The organism is Rubidibacter lacunae KORDI 51-2 (assembly GCF_000473895.1).
Taxonomy (GTDB): Bacteria; Cyanobacteriota; Cyanobacteriia; order Cyanobacteriales; family Rubidibacteraceae; genus Rubidibacter; species Rubidibacter lacunae.
The window spans coordinates 78,994-93,613 of the sequence record NZ_ASSJ01000076.1; the positions used below are offsets into that span (position 1 = coordinate 78,994).

Below are 14,620 nucleotides of genomic sequence, written 5' to 3' on the forward strand. Positions count from 1 at the left end.
GGCGCCGTCCCGGCGGTTCCTTGCCCATTGCCGTCGTGCTTCTGCTGCCATGACCATTGCCCGCTCGATTTGCGTTGGGTTCCTAGGCACGATCTTGTTAGGAACGCTCCTGTTGCTGCTGCCCGGCAGTACCGTGGACGGCGGCTTCCATCCCCTAATTGCCCTGTTCACCTCCACCTCTGCCGTGTGCGTCACTGGACTGGCGGTCGTCGATACGGGGACGTACTTCACCTTCTGGGGACAGCTCGTCATCCTGCTGCTGATCCAAGTCGGCGGGTTGGGTTACATGACGACCAACACCTTTTTGCTGATACTGATCGGGCGGCGAGTCGACCTACGCCAGCGCGTTGCCCTGCAGGAATCCTTCGAGCGCCCCTTCGGCAGCGGTAGCCGCAGCCTGATTCGCGCGATCGTATGGATGACCGTTATCTTCGAGCTGACCGGCACTATTGCCCTGCTGCCCCTGTTCGCCGATGCCGACTTGCCACTTTGGCAAGCCCTGTTTCACAGCATTAGTGCTTGGAACAACGCTGGTTTCAGCTTGTTTCCCGACAGTCTTACGCAATATCGCGGCAACGCGATCGCCAACCTCGTCGTGCCCTTGCTAATTATCAGTGGCGGTTTGGGCTATCAGATTCTCTTAGAACTATTCGGCTGGACGAAAAATTTAGTGGAGCGCCGGCAGTCGCGCTATGGCTTCTCCATGCACTTCAAGGTCGCCACCAGCACTACCGTCACCCTGTTGGTATTGGGAACGCTGGCTTTTCTGCTCGTTGATGCCACCGGACCGCAGGTACCCGACGTGCTCTCGCTGCCCGAGAAATTTCTGGCTGCGTGGTTTCAATCCGTCACTACCCGCACGGCTGGTTTCAATACCCTTAACATCGGCCAGCTTACGGATGCGACATTGTTTATCATCATCAGTTTCATGTTCGTTGGTGCCAGTCCCGGCGGTACGGGTGGCGGCATCAAAACCACCACGCTGCGGATTTTGCTGGGGTCTGCACGCTCCACACTGCGGGGAGATTCCGAGGTAGTCATGTACGAGCGGCGTTTGCCCGTGGCAACGATTTTGAAGGCAGTAGCCGTACTCTGCGGCTCGGCCCTAGTTGCAATCGGGACGACCGTTCTCTTGGCATTTCTCAATCAGAACATGCGGTTTATCGACTTACTCTTCGAGTCGGTGTCGGCTTTCGCCACTGTCGGCCTGTCCACCGGCATTACCAGTCAGGTCACGCCGCTCAGCCAGCTCGTGCTCGTAGCAACGATGTACGTCGGGCGAGTGGGCGTGTTAGTGTTCGTGAGTGCAATTCTTGGTGATTCGCATCCGACTGCAGTGAAGTACCCCGAAGAGAACTTGCTCGTCGGATAGGCGATCGCAGCAGGGGTTGACGCGAGATCGATCGGTCTTGCCCATTCCTTCCTCCCCGTCGTGTTAGGGCTATCAGTCGAGGCATCCTCATGGTGAAAAAGAAACCTCCTGCTCCTGGCGGGCGGGGTACATTCTCAATGCGGTCGCTGAAGTTTCTGAATAGCCTGCGTCAGAGCACCCAGCAGTTCGCCGTGATTGGATTGGGACGCTTCGGCCGAGCCGTTTGCGAGGAACTACACAATATGGGTTACGAGGTCCTCGGTAGCGATCGCGACGAACGTTTAGTTGCCCAAGTGCTTACGGATAAAATCGTGTCGCGAGCAATCCAAATCGACTCCACAGAACCGTCCGCCCTACAGGAGGGGGGGATATTCGAGTTTGACGTTGCGATCGTGGCAATCGGCAACTACGTCCAGGAAAGCATCATCACGACCTTAAACGTAAAAGAAGGCGGCGTTCCAAGTGTAGTCGCGAAGGCCTCTTCGGACATTCACGGCAAGCTACTGCGACGCGTTGGTGCCGACCACGTCGTGTATCCCGAACGCGATGCCGGCCGCGAACTGGCTTACTCCCTCACGAAACCGGCGATTCTCGAGCGCTTCGACCTCGATCCCGAACACAGCATTGTCGAGGTGCGGGTGCCGGAGCAATTCGACAACCAAACCCTCGCCGACCTCGAGCTGCGCAATCGCTACGGTCTAAATGTTATTGCGATTGGCGAGGGCGAAACCTTCGAGATCAACCCCCTGCCGAATTACCGCCTTGCCTCTGGAGCAGCAATGGTTGTTATCGGGGCGAACAAAGACATCCTGCGCCTGCCATTTGGAACGGTCCCGCTTAGCAGTGAGATCTCGCGCAGCAGTAAAGACATCTATTGACTCAGCGCTTCAGTGCTCCCGAGCTTCTGCGAGATTCGACTCCAGTCTCCAACGCGATCGCCTGCCGAAACTCTCCGACCGTTCTTGCGTCTTGAAACCGGTTACCCGACGCGATCGCCCTAGACGTGCCCTCGGGTTGCCTATCTATTGCGTCTGGGTTACAAGGCAGCAACTGTGGCGATTATTGCGCTAAAAGCTTGGTATTTGGAGCGTTACGAACCGATTCGCGAGGTCGTCAAGCGCCCGCACGACTTGCGCTTGAATAAAAACTCGTTGTTAAAGACGGGATTGCGCGCGGATTTTCTAGAAGAGCGCCTTGACGTGCAGAGCACGGTTTGGTTTCAGCGCTATCTAGAAGGCGAAGCTGTCGAGTTTTACATCGAAGGCAGTGGCGGCTACGCAATCGCTAACATCGACCTGGTTTCCCACGAAATCTACTTCGTCAAGCAAGATGTTTCCGCACGCCTCGACCCGACGATTTATCTGTGCTTCCAATCCGAGTACGAACCCGCTCGCTCGGCTCTCGCCCAAGCTTTAGAACGCGCGATCGCCAAGCTCGGCAAAAAATCGCGCGTTCCGCTGAGTCTGCAATCATCGCCGCGCCCAGCCGACGGACCGATGCGCTTGAGCAGCACGCAGCTGCGCCAGATCCGCAAATGTTTGCTGCTCATTGCCGATACGACGGCGATCGCGCGGGTCGGGGGCGATGAGGATGCAAGTCTGTTGCTGGGGTCGAATACCTGCGTGGAGTTGGGGTTTGCACTGCAGACCAAGCGTCCCGGCGAGATCTTGCTTGTGAGTATGGAACGCCCGAACCTGCGGGGGACCATGCCGTTTGACCTACCCAACCACCAGCAGCTGCAATATGGGACGGCGAAGGATCTCGACAGAAGTTTGCCGCAGATTCTGGAAATGTTGCTGCAGCGCTTCAATCTGTTTGTTTGATACAAGCGTGGCTGGCTCGGGTAGCAGGATATCGTAAGCTGTATCCGGAGTCCAGAACGGCTATGCGCAAAGGAGAACCCCGTGCCTAGAACGCCCGACGAGTACGCCGTGTATCTACTACTGTCGACCGGTCACCGCGAAGAAGTTCGTTTTCAAACGCTACAGGACTTCCAAAAATGGTATTCCGGCGAGCTGAAGGCTAATGCCGAGTCTAACGAGTTTATCAACGTCCCACTGCGGACGATTGAAGGCGAGTACATGGTCGTACGTCCGGCGTGCGTGGTCGGTATTCGAGTTGAGCCCGTATTCTCTGGCAGCGTCGAGCGCTACTAAACTTGCATCGGCTCTCCCCCCTGCACTTGCCTCTCCATCCCATCGGCTCGACCGCGAACGGCCGTTGTTACCACCCAACCGCACCGCTTCGCTCCGACCAGCGACCGAGCCGGCAACCATTGCTCGGAACGTTACCTGCCATTCAGCCGTCCCGAGGACGGCCCGGACCCACCCGACCTAACGACCGCCCTCGTATTCTGATGACATGTAGAGTCCACACCGCAACCCGCGCGATCGCCATCCTATTAGCGCTCGCGCCGATGCCGATCGGGGCAACATCATCCCCCCTGGCGGCAGAGCCTTTACCGCTACAACCGGTTGCCAACCAAAGGTTGACCGACGACCTCGGTCGCGATGACCGCATTCCCAGCGATCGCGCCGCGCTGTTGCTGGCGATCGATCGCAGCTTGGGCTATCTCGATACGCCAGCTTCCGTGGCGGCTTACCAAGATTATCCAGTCCCCGGCATTACCCGCGCGCGCGTGCGGAGATCGCTCGTACGCTTCCGACAACTCGTGCAGCAGACGAGCTCTCCAGAAGAACTCCAAGCCGCTGTCCGGCGAGAATTCGTTTTCTATCGCGCGGCCGGCAGCGACGGGCAGGGCACGGTCGCTTTCACCGGCTATTACGAGCCGGTTTTCGCCGCCAGCCGCACGCGTACCGCAGACTATCGCTACCCGCTATACCGACGACCGGCGGATTTCGAGCAGTGGCAATCGCCGCACCCCGCGCGCGCCGATCTCGAGGGACGGCATGGCACCGGCGCGGGCAGCCCGCTGGCCGGCAGCGAACTGGCGTGGTTGCGCGATCGCCTTGAAGCATTCCTCGTTCACGTTCAAGGCTCGGCAACGCTGCGTTTCCCCGACGGCAGCAGCACTAGCATTACCTACCACGGCAAAACCGATCGCCCCTACGCCAGCATCGGCAAAGAACTCGTGGCCGACGGGCACTTGACGCGCGACGAACTCAGCCTGCCCGCCGTGCTCGCCCATTTTCGCAGTCGTCCCGCCGACCTATCGCGCTATCTGCCGCGCAACGAAAGCTTCGTTTTCTTCCAGGAAGCACCAGCTGCCAGTCCCCTCGGCACGCTCAGCGTCCCGGTCACAGCCGATCGCTCGATTGCAACTGACAAATCCCTCATGCCGCCCGGCGCGCTGGCTCTTATTCACACCCAAATTCCAGATTTCGACGCAACCGGTGCTCTCATGACACCAACAGTCAGCCGCTACGTTCTCGACCAAGATACGGGGAGTGCTATTCGCGGGGCAGGGCGGGTAGACATTTTCCTCGGCAGGGGCACCGCAGCTGGCGCGCGCGCTGGTGAGATCGACTGGACGGGCGAATTGTACTATTTGATCGTGAGTGAATAATCTCGGGTTGCACGCAAGCAATAGCGGGTATGTGCACTGGAGTTTATTGGTGCCAAAAGCCCAGCAATTGTTGAAATCGTCCGTTTTTATATGTTTCTTGCTGAATCTCGGCTTCGATCGAGCAGTGTCTCACAGCGACAGCTTGCATTCTGACAACCTGAAATCGCAGAGATTTCAGGCGATTTTGGCGGAACTACCGCAGTCAGTTTGCATTAGCTACAGTAAAGGTAGCCGAACGAATCAGTCGCAACTGTGGTAACCACGCGCGCGATTGTTATCGACGAACTTTTTGAGCGCAATCTAAGTAGATTCAAGCAAATTTGCGTATGGTTTCCCAGAGCATAAACGGCGAGCTAAACGGCGAGATAGCTCGAGAAACAGGCGAAACGAACGAAACGCGAAGCTTGCTCGATACAATTTTGCAAGCTGCCGGACAAAACGACCGCTCGGAGTTGCAAACCTACCTGCGTGCCAATCTGGAGCGCGTCTACACGCTGCCTGCACCGGTGTTGCGTGCCGACCTCAGCGCGCTTCTAGCCGAGGGCAACACCGCGACCGGCATGAAGGCACTCTATGAATTTGGCAGTGCCATGCGCGACCTCGAAGTGGGCGATGCTGCCGTCAACCTTGCCGTCGCGATCGCGGCGTACGATACGCTGCTCGAAGACTTCGGGCAAACGCAGCTTAAGCAAGGGTGGGAGATCGTCGCCGACGCCCGCGCTTTGGCGTGCGAACGCCAAGCGCGCCTCAACGATGCCGCTGCCGTCGAGCAACGTTTGCTAGATCTCGACGACGCGATTGCCCAAGTTCGCGGGCAACTGGCAACGCTCCAGACGCGCGAACTGGCCCTTGAGTCGCGCTATTCCCGCGAATCCCGCGAGGTAGGAACGCCTCCTACACGGCGCGAGCGCGTCTTTAACACAGCAATTCTCTACGACATCGAGAATCTCACCAAAGGCTACAACTACGGCCCCGATCTGCTCGAAAACCTATCGCTATCGGCCATTTACAATGCTGTTTTGCAAAGCGATCGCGTCGGCGACGTAGCCATCCAGCGCGCGTATGCCAACTGGTCCGACGGACGCCTGCGGAAGCTGCAAACTGAAATCGTCAGCCTCGGAATCGATCCGATTCAAATCTTTGGCTTCGGTCGCGGTCCGTCTAAGAACGCTGCCGATATTCAGCTGGCGATCGATGCCATGGAGATTGCGTTTTCCCGGCCATCGGTGACCGTGTTTGTCATAGTCTCCGGCGACGGTGCTTTCGCGTCTTTGGCCAAAAAGCTGCACGAGCTTGGCAAAACGGCGATCGCCTGTGCCTATGAAACCCAGAAAAGCCGCGTGCTCGAATCGGTCTGCGATGCCTTTATCCCGCTCTCCGATCCCGAAGATGTGCTGGTAACGCGCTCCTACACCTCTCAACCCCTAAGCCCCGAAGCAATTGCCGCTCGGGCTGCCCTCGTCGATCAAATTCGCGCGGCGCTGCCGCACCTTAGTAACGACGTGCGGCTGAAACTTGGCGGGCTCGTGTTGCCGCAGGTCCGCCAATTCCTGGCTAGCGACATCGCCACCTTTGACGAACTTTACGAACGGTATCGCCAGCTTAATCCCGATGCCAAGCTCACCTCGCTGATTGCGTCTGCTTGTGAAGGGACAGAGTTCGATCTAGACCCGAGTCACCCCGCCAAACTCGTGTTGAGTGACGACTATGACAGCGACGACAGCCCGCGGACCGTTCACTCCGAAGAAAGCTACCGACAAATTCTGATGAGCGGCTACAAGCGCTACAAACTCGAAGCACCCGGCCGCGTGCGCGCGATCGCCTCAGCTCTGGCCGAGCATTCGATCCAGCACGAAGTGTTAGAAGAAGCAGCGCGCCGTTTGGCCCGCCACCTCTCGAATGGCGAACTCGATATCGGCCTGCAAGCCATCCGCATGACACTGTTAGCATTTTTGTCGGCAGACTGCTTCGAAGTCGAACTGAAAACTGGCATGCCGCTGAGTTGGACGTGCACTCTCAAACCCAGTCTGCGCGATTGCGATCTGCTACTAGAGCAATTGCGAGCGGGCGTTCGCAGCCGCCTCAGCGAGGCGCTCCTAGAGTACGACGAAGAACCCGATATCAACCTCTTCAATGTGCTGCTGCCCTAGGATAAGGTGCACGCGCGAGTAAATAACAAGGGCGGGTCCTAACGGGATGTTATGCATTCGGCAGCCCTAGCACGTTTCCTTTTCCGGCCACAACCGTGCCGAGCGGCCAGGCAGTCTGCCCGCAGTCGCGCAACAGCCCGAGGGCGAGCTCCACGTCCTCCGGGGACACGAGGGCGGCGAACCCAACCCCCATGTTGAACGTCGAGAACATGTCCGCGGGCGCAACGCCACCGGCCGCCGCCAGCCACTGGAAAACGGGCGGTACGTCCCAGCTATGCACATCGATTTGTAGCGCCTGCTCTGCTCCGAGACAGCGGGGCAAGTTTTCCGGCAATCCACCACCCGTAATGTGCGCCAGCCCGCGCACGTCGACTCCTGAGGCCTGCAAAGCTAGGATTGACTGCACGTACAGCCGCGTTGGCGTCAAGAACACCTCGCCGAGCGCGCGATCGCCTAGTTCCGGTAGGCGGTCGTCCCAAACCCAGCCGCCGTCGGCTGCAATTTTGCGTGCCAAACTGAACCCATTACTATGCAGCCCGCTGCTAGCCAAAGCGATCGCGACATCGCCAATAGCCACGCGGCTGCCATCGAGCAACTGCGAGCGCTCGGCAATACCGACGCAAAATCCCGCCAGATCGTATTGTCCCGCACCGTAAAAGCCGGGCATCTCAGCTGTCTCCCCGCCCAACAGCGCGCAACCGCTTTCCCGGCAGCCAGCGGCAATCCCGGCCACGACGCTTGCCAGCTGAGCGGGCAACAATTTACCTGTTGCCAGATAGTCCAGGAAAAATAGCGGCTCCGCGCCCATTGCCAAGACATCATTGACGCACATGGCAACTAAATCCACGCCTACCGTGTCGTGACAATTGCAGGCATGGGCGATGGCTAATTTCGTGCCCACACCGTCGGTGCCGGCTACGAGTACCGGGTCTGCATAGCCGCTCGGCAAGCGAAAGCAACCGCCGAAGCCACCTAAATCTCCCAGCACTTCGGGTCGGCGCGTGCTCGCTACGAGCTGCCCGATTTGCGCCACAAACGCGCGCCCCGCAGCGATATCAACCCCAGCTTGCCGATAATCCATCTAATGCTTAGTAACAGCGCCACTGACTTGCAATTGCCCTGCAATGCTGCTAGGGTCAGTCGAGTGTCTCATTGCGTTGCATTTTGTAACTATTCGTCGCACCCGCTTGTGTCATCCACAGGGTCTCACTATACGCCATTGAAAGCGCAAACGTTTGCGCCAGAAGCTTCTGATTAAGGGTGCTATCGGTTGTCGACCTAGAATTTAAGCCTTCCGCCAACAGCAAATGCCCGACCTTATCGAGACCAAAATCAACAGCTCCTTGTGACTCAGATCGCTCCAATTGGCGTGAGTATATGTACTCATGGTTTAGATGGCTCGCATGCGACAGGTGTGTGGATCGAAACAATTACTCGCATTTGATAGCAGCTCATGAAAAACATGTTTCAGAGTCCTCTCGCGGTTGCCGTACTGGCAGCGACCCTAGGAACCTCCAGTTTTGGTATGGTTGCGCCAGCTCTGGCCGGCCGCGAACCGGCGGTTGAGACCGCTTTGGCAAATTCTGCGGCACTGACCAGTGTATTCGAGCATCCTCATGAGGACACCTCGGCCGCAACGCTCTACGTTCGCCAAATCCCAGTTCTGACTTTCGTAAACACTGGAGATTCGAGCGGGTCCGACCCGAGTTCGCCGGTGAAACTGGCTGGCGAACGAGCCAATGCCGTTGCGGCGCGCGTTCAGCAGCTGGGGGAAGACTTTGATGCCGGCGCGCTGGTGGTGCGCTGGGAGCGCGAAGACGACACCTACCGAATTCTGGCGGGCGATGAAGAGTTGGTTCGCCTCAGCGACCGGGAGATCTTGCCAGACACTACCGGCGATCGCGCGCAGGATGCACTCCAGGCAACCAATCGCCTGCGTCGTCTGTTAGGTGGTGCAGAGCCGCTGACCGCTGTGGCCGGCCGCCCCCGACCGGAAACGGTCCAAGTTGCCCAAGCCGTTCGCAAGCAATTGCAAGGCGTTGCCTCTTGGTATGGTCCAGGATTTCACGGGCGACCCACTGCTAGCGGCGAACGATTTAACTCCAACGACTTGACCGCAGCTCATCGCTCGTTGCCATTCGGGACGAAAGTTCGGGTAACAAATACGCGCAACGGTCAGTCGGTGATCGTCAGAATCAACGATCGTGGACCATTTACGGGCGGACGTGTCATCGATCTCTCGGCAGCAGCGGCTCGCGAGATCGGACTGGTCAATAGCGGCATTGGCCCGGTCCGGATTGATGTTCTCGGTCGCTAACGCGCAATAAACAGCGCGACGCTCAACCCAAACTCAATGCACATCCGCCCAACCTTCAGAGATCTAGCAAGCAAATTTTCTGACGGTTATTGACGGTGCTTGTTTAACATCTGCTTTAGCCGTCTCTATCACACGCGAGCGAGCGTGACTGCCTGCGGTTGGCCTTGGTACTTGCCACGTCGCGTCGCGTAACTGACTTGGCACGGCTCGCCTTCCAGGAAAATCAGCTGTACGATCCCCTCATTGGCATAAATTCGGCAATCGGCACTCGACGAGTTTGAAAACTCTAGCGTCAGGTGCCCGCGCCAGGCAGCCTCAGCGGGCGTGAGGTTGGCAATGATGCCACAACGCGCGTAAGTGCTTTTGCCAATACAGATTACCGTGATGTTATCCGGAATGGTCAGGCATTCTCGCGCAACGCCCAAGCCGTAAGAATGAGCGGGCAGGATAAAGTAGCTGCCGCTAGTATCTTCGTAAAGCTGGGTGGGCTCTAGATTCTCCGGATTAAAATTCTTCGGATCGACAACTCTGCCTGGAACGTGTTTGAAAATACGAAATTCCCTCGAAGACAGGCGAATGTCGTACCCGAAACTGCCCAAGCCGTAGGAGATGACCGGCAGATCCTCAACCTGACGAACCTGCTGTGGCTCGAACGGAGCGATCATGCCCCGATCGGCCATGCGAGCAATCCAAGCATCGTTTTTAATCAAGGTTACACAGTTCCAAGTGACGGGACGCTGCAGCAAGGACTGCGACCGCGGCTGCCCCTCATATGGTGTCGCGATCGTCAACTGGGCTGCTATTGTTACTCAATACGATAACACCATATCTTCGGTAAACCTAGGGTGCTATTGCATGAATTGCGCTACAGATAGTGCTCGCGGTTATTTCACGAGTCAGTTGGTCTGCTGTGGGCAGCCTCAGGGTGCAGGAAGATGCTCGCGCCTGCACGGGCAACTCTCAGTTTCAGCGGTATGCCGCGATCGCTCAAAAACTCCATCACTGCGAGAGATCGACAAGCTTTTAGCGCGAATCGACGCGATCGGGCGGATTAGGATGCTCATGACAGTTAGGAGGCTAGGCGCGGAGAAAAGGACTCATTAATGCTTTCCAGTCGCGCGCGCAAATTTGACTTAAGAGTTCTATTGAAAGTGGGTTGGGGCCAGCCCAATTGCGCGGCGCTGGGACGAATCAGCTAAAATCGACATCAGCCGCGGACCCACAGCAGTATTTTTGGGCGCAGGCACTTGCGCCAGTCCGCTACCGTACCGTGCACCCAAACTCCCAATTCATGTCCGTTGAGTGGCAACCCGTCAGAACCTACGAGGATATCCAGTACCACAAAGCTGGAGGAATTGCCAAAATTGCGATCGCCCGACCGCACAAGCGCAATGCCTTTCGCCCGCGGACGGTGGTCGAACTGTTTGATGCTTTTGCGGACGCTCGCGAGGATCCGCAGATTGGTGTCGTGCTGCTGACCGGCGTCGGACCGCATACGGATGGGAAATATGCCTTCTGTGCGGGTGGCGATCAAAGCGTGCGCGGGACGGCGGGATACCTCGACGAAGCCGGCGTACCGCGCCTGAACGTTTTAGATTTGCAGCGGGCGATTCGCTCGTTACCGAAGGTTACCATTGCCCTCGTCGCAGGCTATGCCATTGGCGGCGGTCACGTGCTGCACCTGCTGTGCGACCTGACCATTGCGGCGGACAACGCCATTTTTGGACAAACGGGTCCGAAGGTTGGCAGTTTCGACGGAGGTTTTGGCGCGAGTTACTTGGCGCGCGTGGTCGGGCATAAGAAGGCACGGGAGATTTGGTTCCTCTGCCGCCAGTACAACGCTCAGCAGGCGCTGGAGATGGGTTTGGTTAACTGCGTTGTCCCAGTAGCGGACCTCGAAGCCGAGGGCGTACGGTGGGCGAATGAAATTCTGGAAAAAAGCCCGACTGCAATTCGCTGTTTGAAGGCAGCCTTCAATGCAGATTGTGACGGGCAAGCGGGTTTGCAGGAGTTAGCCGGCAATGCCACAATGCTCTACTACATGACTGAAGAGGGCACTGAAGGCAAGCAAGCCTTCCTGGAAAAGCGATCGCCCGATTTTCGCCAGTATCCGTGGCGGCCGTAAACTGCGACTTTGCTGTTTTGGCGCAACCACTCTTACGATCGGATGCGCTTTCTCCTTAGCGCATCCTCGCATTTGTCGACCCCGAGATCGAATCTAGGATGATGACTGCAACCCTTCGCTCTGCTTTACTCGCTACTGTTGCCGCGATCGCGTTTCCTTTGCCGGCGCTCGCGCAAACCAACAGCGACTTCGATGAATTTGCCCAGAAAGTTGCGCGTATCGGGCAAAACCTCGAGTATTACGCTGCTTATCAACTCCAGGCAACCGATTTCTCCGCATCGATAAAGCATTGGTTTGCCGATGCTCAGATGCGAATTGATAGTGTTGCTCTCGACGATATTGAAGTCCAAGGTCCAATCCGCATTTATATCAACAACGGAACCATTGTGAATTGCGTTGCTCCGGACGGAGAATGGCTATGCTTACAACTACCGTCGATGCAGGACGTTCCCGATGGGGCTGAGTTTAGCAACCTGGGATGGGAGGCAATTCGAACCGACGTGGAATCGTATCGCGGGCGCGTCAAGAAGCTCGAGAATCGCACGATCGCAGGCGCACCGACGAGCTGTTTCCGCTTTGACGAATCGGACGAGGCAATGGTATTCGAGGTTTGTTTCACCCAGGGAGGTATCCCGCTTTACCTCGGATCTGAGGGGGACGGTTACTTCACGTCGCTGACCGCAACGGAGTTTCAAACCTCTGTTGAAGCGGGAACCTTCGAACTTCCTGCCGTGCCCCAAAGCTTGCCTAACTTCCCGCAGTAGCGATCGATTCTCTATCCAGTTCCCTGCGCGATCGCGGCACCCGAGCTATATGGGTTAAGCGGCGTCAAACCAATTCCACGAACTCCCGTTCCAGATCGCGCAACTGGGTCATCCACGTGCTTGCTACGATTTAGCAATCCCGGATCTTACGCAGACAGGTCTCGCGACCTAGCAGAGGAGCAATCATGGCGACCACGTTCTATGGGGAACATGGTACTCAACTATTGCCAATTCCGCCTCTATCGTCACGTCAATATTTCCCCCTGACTCACCTCGCCGACAACCTCGAAAACTTCATTTACGACACCATCAACTGCCGCTTTCGTTGAGCCCTGCTCCCACACCACACGATCGGGGACCAGGTCCAGCTGCTCTTGCAGTTTGGCTCCAACACCGACATCAAGCTTGAAGACAAGGTGCTAGACCAGGGCCCCAGCCTCGCCACGGAATCCACTCCGGCGAAGCGGGACTTGGTTGCACGCGAGCCTCAGAAATCATACAAGCGAGGCTCTAACCGGGCGAACGCGGCATTGTATTACATTGACATACGGCGAATCGCTTGCCGATGCCTTGTCAGCACAACCAAATCTCGGCTCAAAGGTGTTAACTTTTGTTGCGCACCCTCAGGCGATCGCGCGGGCGCGTTCCTCGTGACCAGAGCAGTAGCAAGCAATAGAGGTTGGGGTCGCAGCGGGACTGTGTCGAGCGCGCGCTGCTCAGTCCTAAAGCATGGTGGAGCGACCGCTAGCTCTTCAGGGGGAGCCTTGCATCAAGTATCGATCGCGCGCGCGCGTTCTAGAGTGCCCCAAACTGACCTACACTATGGGTTGGCAATTTATGGCGCCGAGCATTTGTATTTTAAGGAACGACTTGGGAATGGCATTGGAAATCGGACAGAAGGTCAAGGTTTGCCGCCTGCGCGATCGCGTTGCGTCGGATATTGTCGATAAGCTGGGAAAAGTTGGCACCATAGCGGACTTCAAGATGACGGATGGTAGCGGTGTCGGCGCGGTGGTGAAGTTCGACGATCGCTCGGAAACCTGGTTCTTTGGGGACGAGCTGGAGCCGACGGGCTAGAGCTGCCATCGGAGGAGTCTACCAACCGGCAGTAACCCTGCAATTCCCTTCATTTCATGGCATTTATTCTCACGTTTTTGGGCAAGGGCGGTACCGGACGCACCACCGTCGGGATTGCAGCTGCTAAACGTTTGGCTGCCGAGGGTTCGCGAGTTTTATGGGCGACCTGCGAGCCGGGTCCGACTGCGAGCCTGCTGCTGGGCGCGACGTTAACGAACAACCCGCAAACGATCGCGGCTAACTTGAGCGCGGTGCGCCTGCATGCGCCGACGCTCCTAGAGCAGAGCTGGGAAGAAGTCAAAAAGCTCGAAGCGCAGTATCTGCGATCGCCCGTGCTCAAGGACGTATACGGTCAAGAGCTGTGCGTACTGCCTGGCATGGATCGCGCCTTGGTTCTGAACGCACTACGGGAATTTGGCGCGAGCGACGACTACGACACGATCGTATTTGACGGTAGCGGTAACGCAGACACGCTGCGGATGCTCGCGCTGCCGGAGATGTTGAGCTGGTATGCTCGACGATCGCGCCAGCTGTTTGCCGAATCCGATATCGGGAAAACGATCTCGCCCTTCCTGCAGCCGATCGGCAGTGCCGTCCTCAATGTCTCGTGGTCGGCGGAGGACCTTGTCAACCAGCAAGCCGCTCCAGCGCGGGATGCCAACCAGTTGCTTGAGGAGGGCAAAGCGGCCTTAGCCGACCCCCGTCGTGTTGCAGGGTTTCTGGTTGCCACCCAGGAGCCGGGCGCGATCGCGTCGGCGCGATATCTCTGGGGCAGTGCCCAGCAAGCAGGCTTGACGGTCGGCGGGCTGCTGCTAAATCGAGCGGTGGATGCCGGAGCGATCGCGTCGCAGTTTGCCCCCCTGGCAACGACCACACTTCCAGAGTCCAATGACTGGCAGGTGCTGAGCGACTCACTTCCGAACCTGCGCGAACAAGCCCTGCACGCTCCACGGCCGGTGGAGATCGACGTAAAGCAGCGACAGGTGCGCCTCTTTTTGCCGGGATTCGATAAAAAGCAGGTCAAGCTGACGCAGTACGGTCTCGAGCTGACAATTGAGGCCGGCGATCTGCGTCGCAATCTCATGCTGCCGCCACAACTCAGCGGGCAATCGGTCAAGGGTGCAAAGTTCCAAGACGGTTATTTGATCGTGACGCTCTAGATTTTGCTGCCACGCGAGCTCGAGCGTTGGCAAGTCGGGTCGCGACCGCTCGAATTCGTCGATGCCAATATTCACCGATCTGTTCCGTTCCAGAATTGCCGCCGCTAAGCTGGTGTAAGCCAAGCGATC

General features: G+C 57.6%; 14 protein-coding genes. 12 read left to right on the top strand and 2 right to left on the bottom strand.

The genetic code is table 11. From position 1 onward, the window contains the following. Positions 1 to 49 precede the first annotated feature (49 nt). The 6 genes from KR51_RS13445 (at position 50) to KR51_RS17660 (ending at position 7,048) form a co-directional block, all read left to right on the top strand. Positions 50 to 1,372, top strand: coding sequence for a TrkH family potassium uptake protein (locus KR51_RS13445; protein ID WP_022608590.1), 1,323 nt, complete (start codon positions 50 to 52; stop codon positions 1,370 to 1,372). A 137-nt stretch (positions 1,373 to 1,509) separates the two neighbouring features. After that, complete coding sequence (locus KR51_RS13450; protein WP_022608591.1) at positions 1,510 to 2,250, top strand: potassium channel family protein; 741 nt, start codon at positions 1,510 to 1,512, stop codon at positions 2,248 to 2,250. A gap of 174 nt (positions 2,251 to 2,424) precedes the next feature. Further along, positions 2,425 to 3,195, top strand: a complete 771-nt coding sequence (locus KR51_RS13455) for a hypothetical protein (RefSeq protein ID WP_022608592.1) — start codon at positions 2,425 to 2,427, stop codon at positions 3,193 to 3,195. A gap of 81 nt (positions 3,196 to 3,276) precedes the next feature. Further along, complete coding sequence (locus KR51_RS13460; RefSeq protein WP_022608593.1) at positions 3,277 to 3,528, top strand: hypothetical protein; 252 nt, start codon at positions 3,277 to 3,279, stop codon at positions 3,526 to 3,528. Between the two features lie 233 nt (positions 3,529 to 3,761). Then, positions 3,762 to 4,898 (top strand): murein transglycosylase A, encoded by a 1,137-nt coding sequence (gene mltA / locus KR51_RS13465; RefSeq protein WP_408638128.1) that lies wholly within the window; start codon positions 3,762 to 3,764, stop codon positions 4,896 to 4,898. Positions 4,899 to 5,224: 326 nt separating this feature from the next. After that, complete coding sequence (locus KR51_RS17660) at positions 5,225 to 7,048, top strand: NYN domain-containing protein (RefSeq protein WP_051358212.1); 1,824 nt, start codon at positions 5,225 to 5,227, stop codon at positions 7,046 to 7,048. A gap of 49 nt (positions 7,049 to 7,097) precedes the next feature. On the opposite strand, the gene purM is transcribed toward KR51_RS17660, so the two are convergent. Next, positions 7,098 to 8,129, bottom strand: coding sequence for a phosphoribosylformylglycinamidine cyclo-ligase (gene purM / locus KR51_RS13475; RefSeq protein WP_022608597.1), 1,032 nt, complete (start codon positions 8,127 to 8,129; stop codon positions 7,098 to 7,100). Between the two features lie 381 nt (positions 8,130 to 8,510). On the opposite strand from purM, the gene KR51_RS13485 reads away from it, so the two are divergent. Continuing rightward, positions 8,511 to 9,365, top strand: coding sequence for a septal ring lytic transglycosylase RlpA family protein (locus tag KR51_RS13485; protein ID WP_232214616.1), 855 nt, complete (start codon positions 8,511 to 8,513; stop codon positions 9,363 to 9,365). 128 nt (positions 9,366 to 9,493) lie between these two features. On the opposite strand, the gene dcd is transcribed toward KR51_RS13485, so the two are convergent. After that, positions 9,494 to 10,075 carry a dCTP deaminase gene (gene dcd / locus KR51_RS13490; RefSeq protein WP_022608599.1) on the bottom strand — a complete coding sequence of 194 codons (582 nt, stop codon included), beginning with the start codon at positions 10,073 to 10,075 and terminating at the stop codon, positions 9,494 to 9,496. 581 nt (positions 10,076 to 10,656) lie between these two features. Between dcd and menB the strand changes: the two genes are divergently transcribed. From menB to KR51_RS13510, 5 genes are all read left to right on the top strand, one after another. Next, complete coding sequence (gene menB, locus KR51_RS13495) at positions 10,657 to 11,490, top strand: 1,4-dihydroxy-2-naphthoyl-CoA synthase (RefSeq protein ID WP_022608600.1); 834 nt, start codon at positions 10,657 to 10,659, stop codon at positions 11,488 to 11,490. Positions 11,491 to 11,591: 101 nt separating this feature from the next. Further along, a complete protein-coding gene (locus tag KR51_RS13500; RefSeq protein WP_040656264.1) occupies positions 11,592 to 12,254 on the top strand; it encodes a hypothetical protein in 663 nt (220 codons plus the stop codon). A gap of 185 nt (positions 12,255 to 12,439) precedes the next feature. After that, positions 12,440 to 12,583, top strand: coding sequence for a hypothetical protein (locus KR51_RS19830; protein ID WP_022608602.1), 144 nt, complete (start codon positions 12,440 to 12,442; stop codon positions 12,581 to 12,583). A 553-nt stretch (positions 12,584 to 13,136) separates the two neighbouring features. Continuing rightward, the gene (gene petP, locus KR51_RS13505) at positions 13,137 to 13,331 is read left to right on the top strand and encodes a cytochrome b6f subunit PetP (RefSeq protein WP_022608603.1); all 195 of its coding nucleotides are present in this window, start codon (positions 13,137 to 13,139) and stop codon (positions 13,329 to 13,331) included. A gap of 56 nt (positions 13,332 to 13,387) precedes the next feature. Then, complete coding sequence (locus tag KR51_RS13510; protein ID WP_022608604.1) at positions 13,388 to 14,491, top strand: Get3/ArsA fold putative tail anchor-mediating ATPase NosAFP; 1,104 nt, start codon at positions 13,388 to 13,390, stop codon at positions 14,489 to 14,491. Positions 14,492 to 14,620 lie beyond the last annotated feature (129 nt).

What these genes read in the sequence shown, in the direction of transcription:
- purM (WP_022608597.1), bottom strand. Translation starts at nt 8,129, where the DNA reads ATGGATTATCGGCAAGCTGGGGTTGATATCGCTGCGGGGCGCGCGTTT.
- KR51_RS13445 (WP_022608590.1), top strand. Translation starts at nt 50, where the DNA reads ATGACCATTGCCCGCTCGATTTGCGTTGGGTTCCTAGGCACGATCTTG.
- KR51_RS19830 (WP_022608602.1), top strand. Translation starts at nt 12,440, where the DNA reads ATGGCGACCACGTTCTATGGGGAACATGGTACTCAACTATTGCCAATT.
- menB (WP_022608600.1), top strand. Translation starts at nt 10,657, where the DNA reads ATGTCCGTTGAGTGGCAACCCGTCAGAACCTACGAGGATATCCAGTAC.
- KR51_RS13450 (WP_022608591.1), top strand. Translation starts at nt 1,510, where the DNA reads ATGCGGTCGCTGAAGTTTCTGAATAGCCTGCGTCAGAGCACCCAGCAG.
- KR51_RS13510 (WP_022608604.1), top strand. Translation starts at nt 13,388, where the DNA reads ATGGCATTTATTCTCACGTTTTTGGGCAAGGGCGGTACCGGACGCACC.
- KR51_RS17660 (WP_051358212.1), top strand. Translation starts at nt 5,225, where the DNA reads ATGGTTTCCCAGAGCATAAACGGCGAGCTAAACGGCGAGATAGCTCGA.
- KR51_RS13500 (WP_040656264.1), top strand. Translation starts at nt 11,592, where the DNA reads ATGACTGCAACCCTTCGCTCTGCTTTACTCGCTACTGTTGCCGCGATC.
- KR51_RS13485 (WP_232214616.1), top strand. Translation starts at nt 8,511, where the DNA reads ATGTTTCAGAGTCCTCTCGCGGTTGCCGTACTGGCAGCGACCCTAGGA.